12 protein-coding genes are annotated in these 15,481 nt (G+C 59.2%); 11 read left to right on the forward strand and 1 reads right to left on the reverse strand.

Going from position 1 to position 15,481, the window contains the following annotated elements:
* Window positions 1-126 precede the first annotated feature (126 nt).
* The 10 genes from urtB to ureC all read left to right on the forward strand — a co-directional run bounded on the left by urtB (window position 127) and on the right by ureC (window position 8,983).
* Entirely contained in the window at window positions 127-1,629 is a 1,503-nt protein-coding gene (gene urtB, locus ACP3TY_RS22405) for an urea ABC transporter permease subunit UrtB (protein WP_159813565.1), read from the forward strand.
* The gene (gene urtC, locus ACP3TY_RS22410; RefSeq protein WP_159813567.1) at window positions 1,629-2,708 is read left to right on the forward strand and encodes an urea ABC transporter permease subunit UrtC; all 1,080 of its coding nucleotides are present in this window, start codon (window positions 1,629-1,631) and stop codon (window positions 2,706-2,708) included. Before urtB ends, urtC begins: the two co-directional genes overlap by 1 nt.
* Window positions 2,705-3,574, forward strand: a complete 870-nt coding sequence (urtD, locus tag ACP3TY_RS22415) for an urea ABC transporter ATP-binding protein UrtD (RefSeq protein ID WP_008078129.1) — start codon at window positions 2,705-2,707, stop codon at window positions 3,572-3,574. Before urtC ends, urtD begins: the two co-directional genes overlap by 4 nt.
* Window positions 3,575-3,713: 139 nt before the next feature.
* Window positions 3,714-4,412, forward strand: coding sequence for an urea ABC transporter ATP-binding subunit UrtE (gene urtE, locus ACP3TY_RS22420; RefSeq protein WP_053116875.1), 699 nt, complete (start codon window positions 3,714-3,716; stop codon window positions 4,410-4,412).
* 43 nt (window positions 4,413-4,455) lie between these two features.
* Complete coding sequence (locus tag ACP3TY_RS22425; protein WP_426618518.1) at window positions 4,456-5,295, forward strand: urease accessory protein UreD; 840 nt, start codon at window positions 4,456-4,458, stop codon at window positions 5,293-5,295.
* Between the two features lie 141 nt (window positions 5,296-5,436).
* Window positions 5,437-5,739 (forward strand): urease subunit gamma, encoded by a 303-nt coding sequence (ureA, locus tag ACP3TY_RS22430; protein ID WP_008085431.1) that lies wholly within the window; start codon window positions 5,437-5,439, stop codon window positions 5,737-5,739.
* 9 nt (window positions 5,740-5,748) lie between these two features.
* Window positions 5,749-6,282, forward strand: coding sequence for a GNAT family N-acetyltransferase (locus ACP3TY_RS22435; protein ID WP_053116840.1), 534 nt, complete (start codon window positions 5,749-5,751; stop codon window positions 6,280-6,282).
* Window positions 6,283-6,287: 5 nt separating this feature from the next.
* Window positions 6,288-6,821 (forward strand): GNAT family N-acetyltransferase, encoded by a 534-nt coding sequence (locus ACP3TY_RS22440; RefSeq protein ID WP_053116839.1) that lies wholly within the window; start codon window positions 6,288-6,290, stop codon window positions 6,819-6,821.
* Entirely contained in the window at window positions 6,821-7,126 is a 306-nt protein-coding gene (locus tag ACP3TY_RS22445; protein ID WP_212544928.1) for an urease subunit beta, read from the forward strand. The genes ACP3TY_RS22440 and ACP3TY_RS22445 overlap by 1 nt, the downstream gene beginning before the upstream one ends.
* Window positions 7,127-7,282: 156 nt before the next feature.
* Entirely contained in the window at window positions 7,283-8,983 is a 1,701-nt protein-coding gene (gene ureC, locus ACP3TY_RS22450; RefSeq protein WP_053116837.1) for an urease subunit alpha, read from the forward strand.
* A gap of 51 nt (window positions 8,984-9,034) precedes the next feature.
* Here the strand turns inward: ureC and ACP3TY_RS22455 are convergent, their stop codons facing one another.
* On the reverse strand, window positions 9,035-13,969 hold the full coding sequence (locus ACP3TY_RS22455; protein WP_426618519.1) for a dermonecrotic toxin domain-containing protein: 4,935 nt from the start codon (window positions 13,967-13,969) through the stop codon (window positions 9,035-9,037).
* Window positions 13,970-14,351: 382 nt separating this feature from the next.
* Between ACP3TY_RS22455 and ACP3TY_RS22460 the strand changes: the two genes are divergently transcribed.
* The gene (locus ACP3TY_RS22460; protein WP_426618520.1) at window positions 14,352-15,479 is read left to right on the forward strand and encodes a sensor histidine kinase; all 1,128 of its coding nucleotides are present in this window, start codon (window positions 14,352-14,354) and stop codon (window positions 15,477-15,479) included.
* Window positions 15,480-15,481 lie beyond the last annotated feature (2 nt).

A 15,481-nucleotide genomic window follows, 5' to 3' on the forward strand; every position in this document is an offset into this window, starting at 1 on the left:
GATCGTTCCCACGCTCTGCGTGGGCATGCCTCAACGGACGCTCTGCGTCCGCTTTGGGGACGCGGAGCGTCCCGGGCTGCATTCCCACGCGGAGCGTGGGAACGATCACTACGCAAGGCCACGCATATGCGCACTGCCATACACCGCTTGCTTCTCGCCATCGCACTGTTGCTGCCAATGCTGGCCCACGCCGGCGATGCCGAAGACTTCGTCGCGGCCAATCCCGTGCAACAGGCCAAGCTCCTCGAAACCTGGGCCGCGCAGCCCGATCCGGCGCGTATCGAACTGATCAACGCCCTGCAACAAGGCGAGTTGACCATCGATGGCCAGCCAAAAACCCTGCGGTTGAACAATCGCCTGCGAGGTCTGATCGACACCGCGATGGCCAGCCATCAATTGCTCGCCGCCGACGCCAAAATCCGTCTGACTGCCGCGCAGCAATTGCAGAAAAGCGCGAAACCCGCGCAGCTGAAATTCCTCGACCAGCAACTCGCTGGCGAAAAAGATGACAGCGTCCACGCCGCCCTGAGCCTGGCGCTGGCCAATCTGCAACTGGTCGACACTGACCCCGCCGTGCGCCTCGCCGCCGTGCGATTGCTCGGCGAAACCGGCGATCCACTGGCCCGTACGCGCCTCGAAGGTTTGCTCGAACCCGGCGTCGAAGCTGATGCCACGGTGCGCACCGCCGCCGAAACCAGCCTTGCCCAGGTCAAACGCAAACTGCTGATCGGCGAGATCCTCGGTCAGGCCTTCAGCGGCATGTCCCTCGGTTCGATTCTGTTGTTGGCCGCGCTCGGTCTGGCCATCACCTTCGGCCTTCTCGGCGTGATCAACATGGCCCACGGCGAGATGTTGATGCTCGGCGCCTACTCGACCTACGTGGTGCAGTTGATGTTCCAGCGCTACGCACCGCAAGCCATCGAGTTTTATCCGTTGATCGCATTGCCGGTGGCGTTCTTCGTTACCGCCGCAATCGGCATGGCACTGGAGCGCACGGTGATTCGTCACCTCTACGGCCGCCCACTGGAAACATTGCTCGCCACGTGGGGCATCAGCCTGATGCTGATTCAACTGGTGCGCCTGTTGTTCGGCGCGCAGAACGTTGAAGTCGCCAACCCGGCGTGGCTGTCCGGCGGTATTCAAGTGCTGCCGAATCTGGTGCTGCCGTACAACCGCATCGTCATTATCGCTTTCGCACTGTTCGTGGTGGTGCTGACGTGGCTGCTGCTGAACAAAACCCGCCTCGGTCTCAACGTTCGCGCCGTCACCCAGAACCGCAACATGGCGGCTTGCTGCGGCGTGCCGACCGGTCGTGTCGACATGCTCGCTTTCGGTCTCGGCTCGGGCATCGCCGGCCTCGGCGGCGTGGCGCTGAGCCAGATCGGCAACGTCGGCCCCGACCTCGGTCAGAGCTACATCATCGACTCGTTCCTGGTGGTGGTGCTCGGCGGCGTTGGCCAATTGGCCGGCAGCGTGCTCGCAGCATTCGGCCTGGGCATCGCCAACAAGATTCTCGAACCGCAGATCGGTGCGGTGCTCGGCAAGATCCTGATCCTCGCGCTGATCATTCTGTTTATCCAGAAACGTCCGCAAGGCCTCTTCGCACTGAAAGGACGGGTGATCGACTGATGAACCAGCCTCTGTTAGTCACGGCCACGCAAAAGGCCGGGCCGAAAGTCACCATTGCCATCGGTGCGGTAATCCTCGCCCTGCTGATCGCCCTGCCGCTGCTGTCGTTGTTGTCGCCCGACAATGCGCTGCACATCTCGGCGTACACGCTGACGCTGGTCGGCAAAATCCTCTGTTACGCCATCGTCGCGCTGGCACTGGATCTGGTCTGGGGTTACGCCGGTTTGCTCTCGCTAGGCCACGGTCTGTTCTTCGCCCTTGGCGGTTATGCGATGGGCATGTACCTGATGCGTCAGGCTGCCGGCGATGGTCTGCCGGCGTTCATGACCTTCCTGTCGTGGAGCGAATTGCCGTGGTACTGGACCGGCACCAGCAGCTTCGTCTGGGCGATGTGTCTGGTGGTGTTGGCGCCGGGTTTGCTGGCGCTGGTGTTCGGTTTCTTCGCCTTCCGTTCGCGGATCAAAGGCGTGTATTTCTCGATCATGACCCAGGCCCTGACCTTCGCCGGCATGCTCCTGTTTTTCCGCAACGAGACCGGGTTCGGCGGCAACAATGGTTTCACCAATTTCCGCACGATTCTCGGTTTCGGCATCACTGAACCGGGCACCCGCGCGGTGCTGTTTCTGGCCACGGTGTTGCTGCTGGTGGCGAGCCTGTTCATCGGCTGGCGCCTGGCGCAGAGCAAGTTTGGCCGCGTGCTGACGGCATTGCGTGATGCGGAAAACCGCTTGATGTTCTGTGGCTACGACCCGCGCGGTTTCAAGTTGTTCGTGTGGGTGTTGAGTGCGGTGTTGTGTGGTCTGGCCGGTGCGTTGTATGTGCCGCAAGTCGGGATCATCAACCCGAGCGAAATGTCGCCGACCAACTCGATTGAAGCGGCGGTTTGGGTTGCCCTTGGCGGGCGCGGCACACTGATCGGCCCGTTGCTCGGTGCCGGGGTGGTCAACGGCATGAAGAGCTGGTTCACCGTGGCGTTCCCGGAATACTGGCTGTTCTTCCTCGGCGCGTTGTTCATCGTCGTGACGCTGTACCTGCCCAAAGGCGTAATCGGCCTGCTGAAGAAACGAGGTGAACAATGAGAGTCACAGCGAGCGCTGAATTCATGTTGGAACCAGCCTTTTTTCCCGTCGAACCGAACAAGGACGCCGGCACCAGCCGCGACTCGATCGGCCTCGGTCAACGCGTCGGCCCGGGCCTCGACACGCGTCACGGCACCATCCTCACACTGGAAGACATCAGCGTCAGCTTCGATGGCTTTCGCGCACTGAACAATCTGAATCTGTACATCGGCGTCGGCGAGTTGCGCTGCATCATCGGCCCCAACGGTGCGGGCAAGACCACGCTGATGGACGTGATCACCGGCAAGACTCGCCCGAGTCACGGCAAGGCGTGGTTTGGCGAAACGCTGGATCTGACACAAATGAGCGAAGTGCAAATCGCTCAGGCCGGCATCGGTCGCAAGTTTCAGAAGCCGACAGTGTTCGAGGCTTTGAGCGTGTTTGAAAACCTTGAACTGGCGCAGAAAACCGACAAGTCGGTCTGGGCCAGTTTGCGTGCGCGGTTAAGTGGTGAGCAGAAGGATCGCATCAGCGAAGTGCTGGAGACGATTCGCCTGACCACCTCGGTCAATCGCCCGGCAGGGTTGTTGTCCCACGGGCAGAAGCAGTTTCTCGAGATCGGCATGTTGCTGATGCAGGATCCGCAATTGCTCCTGCTCGATGAGCCGGTGGCGGGGATGACCGATGCGGAAACCGAGTTTACCGCTGAGTTGTTCAAGAGTCTGGCGGGCAAGCATTCGCTGATGGTGGTGGAGCATGACATGGGGTTTGTCGGCTCGATTGCTGACCATGTGACCGTGTTGCACCAGGGCAGCGTGCTGGCGGAAGGCTCGCTTGAGCAAGTGCAGGAAAACGAGCGCGTGATCGAGGTTTACCTCGGCCGCTAAGGTTTGCGAATAGATCGTTCCCACGCTCTGCGTGGGAATGCCGCCATGGACGCTCTGCGTCCGCCGTTATGTGACGCGGAGCGTCACGGGATGCGTTCCCACGCAGAGCGTGGGAACGATCACCGGGGAGATTTTGGACATGCTGCAAGTCGACAAGCTGCACCAGTACTACGGCGGTAGCCACATCCTGCGCGGTCTCTCGTTCGACGTGAAAGTCGGCGAAGTCACCTGCCTGCTCGGGCGCAACGGCGTCGGCAAAACCACCCTGCTCAAATGCCTGATGGGCCTGCTGCCCGCCAAAGAAGGCGCAGTGAATTGGGAAGGCAAACCGATCACCACGTTCAAGCCGCATCAACGCGTTCACGCCGGAATCGCTTACGTGCCGCAAGGTCGGGAAATCTTCGGCCGCCTGACCGTTGAGGAAAATCTGTTGATGGGCCTGTCGCGGTTTCCCGGCAGTGAAGCCAAAGAAGTGCCAAGTTTCATTTATGAATTGTTCCCGGTGCTGCTACAAATGAAGCAGCGTCGCGGCGGTGACCTCTCCGGCGGTCAGCAACAGCAATTGGCGATTGGTCGCGCATTGGCCAGCCGTCCGCGTTTACTGATCCTCGATGAGCCCACCGAAGGCATTCAACCCTCGGTGATCAAGGAGATCGGCGCGGTGATCAAGAAACTCGCGGCGCGCGGCGACATGGCGATTTTGCTGGTCGAGCAGTTCTACGACTTCGCGGCGGAGCTGGCCGATCAGTACCTGGTGATGTCCCGGGGCGAGATCGTGCAGCAGGGTCGCGGCGAAAATATGGAGGCCGAAGGCGTGCGCGGGCTGGTCACGATCTAAGGCAACGATCTAATCTGTAGCTTCCTAACGATAATTACAAACCATGAATTCGACTGTTTCACCTGCCCTGTTTACCCCGAGCTGGCACGCCGAGCTGGAACTCGCTTACGCCCGTTTCGGCGATTGCACACGTCCGGTTCAGCGCCGGCACCTCGGCCCGCTGCGCGTGCAAAAGCACCTGTACGCCGAAGGCCCCGAGGTCTGCCAGCACATCATCGTCCACCCGCCAGGCGGGATTGCTGGCGGTGATCGCCTCGACATCAGCGTGCGCATCGAGCAACAGGCCTGGGCGCAGATCACCAGCCCAGGCGCGGCCAAGTGGTATCGCGCCGGTGGCCCGGCTTATCAGAAACTCGACTTTAAAGTGGCGGCCGGCGCGACGCTGGAATGGCTGCCGCAGGAAACCATCGTCTACAGCGCCGCCCAGGCTGAACTGAGCACTTCGATTGATCTTGAAGGTGACGCGCGGTTGTTTTATTGGGACGTGGTGGCGTTGGGTCGTCCGGCCAGTGGCGAGCGTTTTGATCGCGGGCATTTTCAGGCGCATCTGGATATCCGCCGCGACGGCCGATTGCTCTGGCATGAGCGCCAGCGCATTGTCGGTGACGACGGTTTGCTTGATTCGCCGATCGGGCTGGATGGTCATCCGGTGTTTGCGACGTTGTTGGTCACCGGTGAGATTGATGCTGAATTGCTGGAGCGTTGTCGTTCGCTGGGGCATGACGTGCGCGGGGATTTGACGCAATTGCCCGGCCTGTTGGTGGCTCGGTGTCTGGCTAACGAAGCATTGCTCGCCCGTGCGTGGCTGATCGATTTATGGCGCTTGCTACGCCCGGTGCTGCTGGACCGCGAAGCCCAGCCACCCCGAATCTGGAACACCTGAAATGCATTCCCCTGTAGGAGCTGCCGCAGGCTGCGATCTTTTGATCTTGTTTTTAAAGATCAAGATCAAAAGATCGCAGCCTTCGGCAGCTCCTGCAGGGTGTACGACATCATTTTTAACTGCCGATATTGGATTCCCACAATGGACCTGACCCCACGCGAAAAAGACAAGCTGCTGATCTTCACCGCCGGCCTCGTCGCCGAGCGGCGTTTGGCGCGCGGCGTGAAACTCAATTACCCGGAAGCCATGGCCTACATCTCCGCTGCGCTGCTCGAAGGCGCGCGTGACGGTCGGACAGTGGCCGAGTTGATGCACTTCGGCACTACCCTGCTCAGCCGCGAACAAGTGATGGAAGGCATCCCGGAAATGATCCCGGAGATTCAGGTCGAAGCGACGTTCCCCGACGGCACCAAACTGGTCACCGTCCACCAACCGATCGTCTGAGGCCGCGCCATGACTTACTCCATTCGCGACGCCGTTCACGCCGATCTGCCGGCGATCCGCGACATCTACAACGACGCCGTGCTCAACACCACGGCGATCTGGAATGAACAAGCCGTCGACCTCGGCAACCGCCAGGCGTGGTTCAGCGCGCGTCAGGCACAGGCCTATCCGATTCTGGTGATCGTCGACGCCGACAACACTGTGCTCGGCTACGCTTCGTTCGGTGACTGGCGGCCGTTCGACGGTTTCCGCCACACCGTCGAGCACTCGGTGTATGTGCGCAGCGACCAACGCGGCAACGGCCTCGGCCCGCAACTGATGACTGTGCTGATCGAACGGGCGAAGACCTGCGACAAGCACGTGATGGTCGCCGCCATCGAAAGCGGCAACGCTGCTTCGATTCGTCTGCACGAGCGCGCCGGATTCATCACCACCGGGCAGATGCCGCAAGTCGGCACCAAGTTCGGTCGCTGGCTCGACCTGACATTCATGCAACTGACCCTCAATCCTGGCGCGGAGCCGCCTGAAACCATCAAGGAGTGACACCGATGAACGCCGCCCAACTGCGCCGCGTCAATGCTGAAAGTTTTGCCCACTACCGTCAGGGCCTGATCGATTTGCTGCTCGACGCAGTGGGTTATGGCGCCAGCGTCGGTTTCATGGCCGACCTCGATGCGGTGCAGGCGCGCGCATATTTCGATGAGGTTCAGGACAACGTCAACAAGGGCAGCGTGCTGCTCTGGGTGGTGGTCAAAGACGAAGAAGTGCTGGCCAGTGTGCAGCTGGGTCTGTGTCAGAAGGCCAACGGTTTGAACCGCGCCGAGGTGCAAAAACTGCTGGTGCGCGAAGACGCGCGGCGTCGCGGCCTCGGTCAGCAATTGATGAGCGCGCTGGAACTCGAAGCGCCGAAGCACAAGCGCGGCATGCTCTACCTCGACACCGAAGCGGGCTCGCCCGCCGAAAATTTCTATCAGGCATTGGGTTACACCCGCGCGGGTGCCATCCCCGATTACGCCTGCGACCCGAACGGCACCTATCGGCCGACCGCCCTCTATTACAAGATTCTGCAAGGAGCCCAGTGATGATTCCTGGCGAGTACCAGATCCAGCCCGGCGACATCGAACTCAACGTCGATCGCCGCACCATCAGCCTGAAAGTCGCCAACAGCGGCGACCGGCCGATTCAGGTGGGGTCGCACTATCACTTTTTTGAAACCAACGACGCGCTGGCGTTTGACCGCGCAGCCAGCCGTGGCATGCGCCTGAATATTCCTGCGGGGACGGCGGTGCGTTTTGAGCCGGGGCAGAGTCGTGAGGTTGAGTTGGTGGATTATGCGGGGCATCGGCGGGTGTTTGGGTTTGCCGGACGAATCATGGGTGATCTCTGACATCTGCGTGCACCGCTGCCCCTCACCCCAGCCCTTTCCCGAGGGAGAGGGAGCCGATCACCGATAGCCGACCCACCGCGAACAGTCCCCTCTCCCTCTGGGAGAGGGCTAGGGTGAGGGTCTATGGCTCACCACTATTTTCCTGAAGGACGCCGCATGAAGATTTCCCGTCAAGCCTACGCCGACATGTTCGGCCCCACCGTCGGCGACAAGGTGCGCCTGGCCGATACAGAGCTGTGGATCGAGGTCGAAAAAGACTTCACCACCTACGGCGAAGAAGTGAAATTCGGTGGCGGCAAAGTCATCCGCGACGGCCAGGGCCAGAGCCAATTGCTGGCCGCCGAAGTCGTCGACACGCTGATCACCAACGCGCTGATCATCGACCACTGGGGCATCGTCAAAGCCGACGTCGGCCTCAAGGATGGGCGCATCGCCGCGATCGGCAAGGCCGGTAACCCGGACGTGCAGCCCAACGTGACCATCGCCATCGGCGCCGGCACCGAAGTCATCGCCGGTGAAGGCATGATCCTCACCGCCGGTGGCATCGACACGCACATCCACTTCATCTGCCCACAGCAAATCGAAGAGGCGCTGATGAGCGGCGTTACCACCATGATCGGCGGCGGCACCGGCCCGGCCACGGGCACCAACGCCACAACGTGCACATCGGGCCCTTGGCACCTGGCTCGCATGCTTCAGGCCGCCGACGCCTTCCCGATGAACATCGGCCTCACCGGCAAGGGCAACGCCAGCCTGCCGGAACCGCTGATCGAGCAGGTCAAGGCCGGCGCCATCGGCCTCAAGTTGCACGAAGACTGGGGCACCACCCCGGCGAGCATCGACAACTGCCTGACCGTCGCCGACCAGTTCGACGTGCAGGTGGCGATCCACACCGACACCCTCAACGAATCCGGTTTCGTCGAAACCACCCTTGGCGCATTCAAGGGTCGCACCATCCACACCTACCACACCGAAGGTGCCGGTGGCGGTCACGCGCCGGACATCATCAAGGCCTGCGGTTTCCCCAACGTGCTGCCGAGCTCGACCAACCCGACCCGACCGTTTACGCGCAACACCATCGACGAACACCTCGACATGTTGATGGTCTGCCACCACCTCGACCCGAGCATTGCCGAAGACGTCGCGTTCGCCGAAAGCCGCATCCGTCGCGAAACGATTGCCGCCGAAGACATCCTTCACGACCTCGGCGCGTTCTCGATGATCAGCTCCGACAGTCAAGCCATGGGCCGCGTCGGCGAAGTCATCACGCGCACCTGGCAGACCGCCGACAAAATGAAAAAACAGCGCGGCCCACTGCCGCAGGACGGCGCAGGCAACGATAACTTCCGCGCCAAACGCTACATCGCCAAGTACACGATCAACCCGGCGATCACCCATGGCATCAGCCACGAAGTCGGCTCGATTGAAGTCGGCAAATGGGCCGACCTGGTGCTCTGGCGTCCGGCGTTTTTCGGCGTGAAACCAACGTTGATTCTCAAGGGTGGTGCGATTGCCGCCAGTTTGATGGGCGACGCCAACGCTTCGATTCCGACGCCGCAACCGGTGCACTACCGCCCGATGTTCGCCAGTTACGGTGGCTCGCTGCACGCCACCAGCCTGACCTTCATCAGCCAGGCTGCACACGACGCCGGGTTGCCCGAAGCGCTGGGCTTGAAGAAAAAAATCGCTGTGGTCAAAGGTTGTCGCGATGTGCAGAAAACCGATCTGATCCACAACGATTACCTGCCGAACATCGACGTCGACCCGCAGACGTATCAGGTCAAGGCCGACGGCGTATTGCTATGGTGTGAACCGGCGGAAACGCTGCCGATGGCGCAGCGTTACTTTCTGTTTTAAGCCACAGCAGCAAAAAAAAGCCTGGAGGCGTTATCGCGCCTCCAGGCCTGTTTACGGTTTCACCGTGAACGGCGGATAAACCGTCTGCAGCTTCGCCCGATCTATCGCTTTTTGCGTCAGGGTTTTCTCCAGCGTTTGCAACGCTTCAAATTGCGCCATATCGTCCTCATCCTTGAGCGACAGCAGCAGTTCATCGAACTCTTTGCGATAAGTACGCTTGAGGAAGCGCTGCCACAAGGGCTGTTCAAGAATCCGTGGCGCCAGCAGTTCACCTTCCTCCAAGGCGATCACTCGCTGATAAGCGTCCTCGATCATCTGCTCAGTGACCCCGGCGATTTTTCGGAACAACATTCCGCGTGATTGCCACGGTAAATCCAGTCGTTCCGCCAGATCGGTCATATAGGCCAGATGAACCTCTACTTCATCGATGGTGCCGGTAACACCGTCAGCGTTTTCGCGACGGAAGGTCTCCCCCGCTTTCAAACGATCCGCCACCCGTTGTCGGGCGATCTGAGCCAATTCATCGAGCCGTGATTTGCCACGGGCCAACGCGACGAGTTCGGCCTCCACCAGATCGGTATTGATCAGCCCGTACGCTTCGTGAATCAGTACCTCGACGCCCATAGCATTGAAAAACTGCGCGCCGGCATCGGCACAGGTAGTGGATGCAACGGCCTCGGCGAAAATCTTCTCGCGCAGCAGGGTGTTCTCGTTCATGGCGAAGATCATTCGCCAGACCTTGGCGGTAAGGTCGGTTCTGTAGCCGAGATCGGCGGCCCGGAAATCGGCGGAAGCGGTCAGTTTGCGCAACTCGTTAAAAAAGGGTTCCGAGCCGAACTCGTCCTCAACCTCGTCCCAGAATGGCTGATAGGCATTCCATTGCGCCTCGGTGATACCGACATCCCAGAGCGAGCTGTCGATGGTACCCCGCGACGGATACGGGCGGTCGGGGTCGAGCCCGACAGACTCAATGTACTGTTTGAGCTTTTCGAGATTCTCCGCAGACAAATGGAAAACGTCACGACTGACATTCGTGCGCGCGATCAATTCGGCATACACCGAACCCGGCGCGACCTCTGGAAGCTCGCTGATCTGGTTAAAGCGCAAATCCAGATACAGGTTACGCGGGCGTTGTCTGGCAAACAGGCCGATGGGCCAGGTATCGATGCCAGTGCTGTCCAGCGTCAGTATCAACAACGCCGGCATCTGACTGATGTCCGGCACCCGTCCAAGCGGATTGCCATCCAGTTTCAGCACATGCAACCGGCTCATCGCCCGCAGCCGCGCAGCACTTTCGGCCGTCAATGCGATCTGGTTATCCGAGAGCGTCAGCACACGCAAGTAAGGCATGTGGCTGATGACTTCGGGCAAGTCGCTCAAGCGGTTCTTCCACAGATCGAGATCGCGCAACTGGCGGAAGCTACCCAGAAAATCTTGCTGATCACTTAATAGCTGGCCATTTTGCAGGCTCAATGAGGTGACATGGTCGAAACTGGCGCTGAGCCGGGGCATGCGCAGTAAATGACGATCCATTGGCACGCCGTTCAGGTTCAACGCCTGCGCCCGGATGATCCCGGGGGCCGGGGGCCCGAGTGGCCCGGTACGTTGCCAACATTGACGAAGCAGGTGGTAGACCTTGTTGCGCGACGTCCACTCCGCCACGCCTTCGGGGCTGAAACGGTAGGCAAGGCTCATATCATTCAACCAGCGCTGAAAGGCCAGGTTGAACGTACTGAACTCGCGCTCGAGCGCCGCAATACGCTGGCCCACTACGTTTTCGCCAAAACTGTTGAGCATCGTTTCCACCTCTGCATCGGTGAAGGCGGGATACAACGAGCCAATGCGCCGCTGGAAACCCGACCACCCTTGAGGGCGCATCGGATAACCCTGCATGCCGCCACGCAGGCGCATGTTTTCCGGATCGTAAGCCGGCTTGCGCAGCGGGTTGTCCAACAGAACTTTCTCGAACTGTGCATGGCTCAGCGGTGAACGCTGAATGGCCTGTTTGAGCAATTCACCCTGAGTGATTTCGTAACCCAGTGCCTGACGCTGCGCATCGGGCAACGCATGCAGTACAGCGCTGTAGATATTTTCTGCGCCGTGCAAATGCAGCCCCTGGTCATCGCGCGCACTGAACAGACCGTTCTCATCAACGATCAATACTTTGCGGATTGGTGCATCCGGCGCTCCAACGCTGGATTGAAGCGGGCCAGTGAACGACAGCTCACGAACTTCAATGCGCACCTCTGACAACCAGCCCGGCAGGCTCTCCATCGAGCACAACGCCAATCGACGGCTGTCGGCATTTTCCAGGTGTTCGAGATAAAGGCCTTCGTAGGCACGATTCAGTCGAACCCTGCCGCCTGCGGCACGCAGTTGCTGACGCAGCTTGAGCGTAATTTGCCCGCTCTCTTCAAAGACCCGCACATTTTGCGGATCCGCCTCCTTGAGCACTTGTTCGATCACAATGCACGGCAGGTCGGGATAATCGCTTTGCAACCTGCGCGCACGGAAATCAGCAGAGACATCAGACGTTTTGTACTGCGACTCGAACACCCGCGAACTGCGTTTGCTCGCTCGCAGCGCCAATGCTTCGCGCAATGCCTGAACGCGTACGATCTTGTTGGTGGAGATGGCACGGCCAAGTAATGCTTCTGTTTCCGTTTCGCTCAGAAAATCCAGCACCCGAGTTTCAAATCTACCAGTCTGCAATTCTTCTTGAGTGATAGTCAGTGTGTCGGTTGGCGTGGCGGTGGAACTGCCATAGGTGACCGCTGCCCGGTCAGTCGGCAACGGGTCTTTCAGCGTGATGGCTTTTGTCTCGGGCCAGTGCGGGAGTTCCGTCACCAACCCCGGCAAATAACCGGTCAGATGGTTGCTGACATGGCCACTGCGGATCTGCTCGCCAAACCGACTGATCGAGACGTAAAGATCGAAACGATTCAGAGTATCGGTCAACAATGCGGGTGGCAGCTCGTGCTCTACATGCAGCCGGCGCAGCACGTCTTCTTCGATGCCGCTGACCTTTATAACTCGCTCCAGCGCCGGCTCGCTGAACGTCGCGGCCAGCGGGTTGAGTCGGCGCAATAGTTGTGTTTTTTCCCATTCGAGGGGCTGCTCCACTTCGCTTTTCCAGGCACCCGCACCATTGTGTTCAATCGTCGGCGCATAAGCGTCGGCGCGGGTCGGGTGTTGCAGACGGAAACGGCCATTCAGCGGATCTTCTTTCACCACATATTGCTTACCCTCCAGGTGCAGAACCCGCTTGCCTTGATGTGGATACAAACCCGATTCATCAGCAAAGTTTCCCTCAGCCAACGCGAGCTTGTGCTCGTAAGGCGCGAGATCAGGGTTCCACATTTTTTTGCTGCCATCTGCCAAAGCAACTGCTTTGAGCTTGTCGATAAACGGCGAGGGTTTGATCGCGACTGGGCTTTTGGGCAAAACATGCCCGGCACTCATCAGCGCCAATTGCGCAAAGTTGAGGATGACGCTGTTGATGTGCGCGCAAGCCTCTTCTTTGTCGCCATGACTCCAGTCTTCGATGCCCTCGGCAAACTCTGCCAACAATTGCGCGACCATCACGCCGAGCATCACCTCGCCCACGCCGGGCACTAACATTACGGCGAAGTTGAAAACGTTCCAGCCGACGTCCAGGTAACTGAGCAGTCGGTTCCAGCGGGTTTTCGCGTCTTCGTCGCCCGTAGGCACCGCGACCACGCGTGCATCACTGATCGCCTTGTCACGCTTGCGAAGGAACAGATGCTCCCAAATATCGTCCTGAATCGGCACGGTAATGGGCTCGGCATCGGGATTTTCAACCGCTGTTTCCCGCCACCACGGCCCCATGTCCAGAGGTTCGCGCTGGTGCCATGTGATTTCCTTGAGACGCTCATTGACGCGCCTGAAGAATTTCGGCTGGTCTTTTTGTGCGACAAATCTGCTGAAAAACTGCTGATACGATTGACCAAGCAGTTGCGTCGCCAACGCTTTCATGAAGACCGTCAGCGAAGCATATTCTTTTAGCGGCTTGACCGGATCTTCGGGAATGTAGGCAATCAACGGCCCGGTCAGAATACTTTGATCATAGAAATCATTACGCCGTGAAATCTCATCGGTCAGAGCGCCCGGCCCATTGGCAAATACATCACTTAGAACTTTATATTTCTCATACAGGTTGTCGTTTAACCCGGGGATACGTCTCGACCAATCGAACAGGAACTGAAGCTCTTCCGGGATTAACCCCAACAGAAACTTTTCTGTTTCGCTTTTTTCCGCCACGGCGCTGAAAAGTACAATCCCTGACAACTCCATGCCCATCAGCCGCAGGCGATGGGTTTGCAGCGGGCGATCGTGAAAGTTGATGCGGGGTTGCCCATTGAGCACATCGCTGACGACCGCTTGACCATGAATGCTCAGATCGCCGTTCATGCCGGCAATCGACGCAGCCACTTCAAATGCCGATTTCTCGGCCGCCACCGATTGCATCCTTAGAGTCGATCGCTTGTCCGCCTCGTCAGGCAGCAACAATGCCTTGAGATGTCGCTGGTACTGCGCGCCGATGTCCAGCGAGCGACAAAGGCTGGCGAACTCGCCGACCGTAATCGCATGCTGCACCGGTGCGCCATCAGCGTCAGCGACGTACACACCGGAGCCGCTGCGAAAGTAGCCGGCAACCGTCTCGGCCTGCTCGAAATTATGCAGCGCCGCGGCAAGCAAGGACGAGTGTCGAGATCGCGTTGCACCGCGGTCGATGCCGAAGATAATTTTGTCCGGGACGTACAGCCTGAGCATCGCCTGGTCGACATCCAGATCAATGTTCATCTGGTTTTTCAGTGCCTGGGTCAGCAAAGGTCGGGCGAAGTCTTCGATGTTCTGTTGGAGCGTATTCAACGTCGAATCGACTTCACGCTGATTTCGCCAATGTGCATCGACCTGTTGTTTCAAAAGTTTGCGCCCCGCCAGCGGCCATGACGCCAACGACACTGCAACATTCAGATTTGCTTCAAGTGCTTGAAGCCGATGGGGCGGCGCTTGTGTTATCGCATCGGGGATAAGCGCGGTTATTACGGCGTGGTGCGGGCCATTATTTATCGGCAAATTATTCGTTGGAGCATCCATTTTCACAATCTCGTCATCCAGTAACCTGGGCTCAGATTACGGATGACAAGAAAAAACAAAAAACCAAAATACTGCTCAACAACGCGCTGAAAAACCCATAACTGCACAGTAATTGAAGAGCCGAAAATACATATGTACCGCACCCAAAAAAATACCCCGGGAGCCGGGCATCAGCGGGGGTGTAATTCTCGCCAGAGGGGCTAATATTCGAATCGCCGTCCATCGATTCATGCTCAGGTAACCGCTCATGCGTCTTTCCGAGTTCATCGTGTGCAACGTGGATCCCATCGTCGCGGAGTGGGAGCAGTTCGCCGCCACCATCACGCCCGCTGCCGAGTACATGGACGCCGAAGGATTGCGTGACCACGCCAAAGCCATTTTGCTGGCTGCCGCTCGTGACATGAACAAACCGCAAAGTCCCGACGAACAGGCTGCCAAAGCCAAGGGCGACGGCCCGGAGAAAACCCCAAGCCTCGATCAGGCCGGCGCCAGCCATGGTGAATTGCGCCACACTGTCGGTTTTGATCTGGTGCAGATGACCTCGGAGTTTCGTCATTTGCGCGCCTGCGTGATCCGTCGCTGGGTCGACAGCCTCGAAGCACCGGACATGACCTACTTTCAGGACATGATTCGTTTCAATGAAGCCATCGATGAAGCATTGGCCGAATCGACGGCGGCCTACGCAGAACAGGTCAATCGTTCGCGGGACATCTTTCTGGCGATTCTCGGCCACGACCTGCGCGCGCCGCTGCAGGCGGTGAGCATGTCCACCGAATTACTGTTGCGCAAAGCCACGCTCGAAGGCGATGCGCTGGCCTGCGCCCACAACATCAAGCGCGGCGCCCGGCACATGGCGGCGATGGTCAGTGATTTGCTGGAGCTGGTGCGCAGTCGTCTAGGTAAAGGTCTGCCGATCGAACCGGCCCCGATGGATCTGGCCGAGGCGGCGCGGGCGGCGATTGCCGAGGCGTGTGCCGGCAACCCGAATTGCTCGCCGGTTTTGCACATTGACGGTGATACCCGAGGTGTGTGGGACGCGGGGCGCATTGATCAACTGCTGCAAAACCTGATCGGCAATGCGCTGCAGCATGGATCGAACACGCAACAGGTGACGCTGACCCTGCAGGATGAGGCGGACGCGGTGTGCCTGTCGGTGCATAACTTCGGCACGCCGATTCCGGAGGATGCCTTAGGGACAATTTTCGATCCGCTGGTGCGCAGCGCCGATGAAGAACTGGGGCAGCCTTCGACCAGTCTCGGATTGGGCCTGTTTATTGTCAGGGAAGTGGTTAATGCCCATGGCGGGACGATTGAAGTCAGCTCGAGTGAGGCTGACGGCACGCGGTTTAGCGTAGTGTTACCGAGGCGGGTTTAATC

Origin of the sequence: Pseudomonas rustica (assembly GCF_049959085.1) — a bacterium.
Taxonomy (GTDB): Bacteria; Pseudomonadota; Gammaproteobacteria; order Pseudomonadales; family Pseudomonadaceae; genus Aquipseudomonas; species Aquipseudomonas rustica.

Coding starts and splice junctions, on each gene's coding strand:
- urtB (WP_159813565.1), top strand. CDS start 127: ATGCGCACTGCCATACACCGCTTGCTTCTCGCCATCGCACTGTTGCTG.
- urtC (WP_159813567.1), top strand. CDS start 1,629: ATGAACCAGCCTCTGTTAGTCACGGCCACGCAAAAGGCCGGGCCGAAA.
- urtD (WP_008078129.1), top strand. CDS start 2,705: ATGAGAGTCACAGCGAGCGCTGAATTCATGTTGGAACCAGCCTTTTTT.
- urtE (WP_053116875.1), top strand. CDS start 3,714: ATGCTGCAAGTCGACAAGCTGCACCAGTACTACGGCGGTAGCCACATC.
- ACP3TY_RS22425 (WP_426618518.1), top strand. CDS start 4,456: ATGAATTCGACTGTTTCACCTGCCCTGTTTACCCCGAGCTGGCACGCC.
- ureA (WP_008085431.1), top strand. CDS start 5,437: ATGGACCTGACCCCACGCGAAAAAGACAAGCTGCTGATCTTCACCGCC.
- ACP3TY_RS22435 (WP_053116840.1), top strand. CDS start 5,749: ATGACTTACTCCATTCGCGACGCCGTTCACGCCGATCTGCCGGCGATC.
- ACP3TY_RS22440 (WP_053116839.1), top strand. CDS start 6,288: ATGAACGCCGCCCAACTGCGCCGCGTCAATGCTGAAAGTTTTGCCCAC.
- ACP3TY_RS22445 (WP_212544928.1), top strand. CDS start 6,821: ATGATTCCTGGCGAGTACCAGATCCAGCCCGGCGACATCGAACTCAAC.
- ureC (WP_053116837.1), top strand. CDS start 7,283: ATGAAGATTTCCCGTCAAGCCTACGCCGACATGTTCGGCCCCACCGTC.
- ACP3TY_RS22460 (WP_426618520.1), top strand. CDS start 14,352: ATGCGTCTTTCCGAGTTCATCGTGTGCAACGTGGATCCCATCGTCGCG.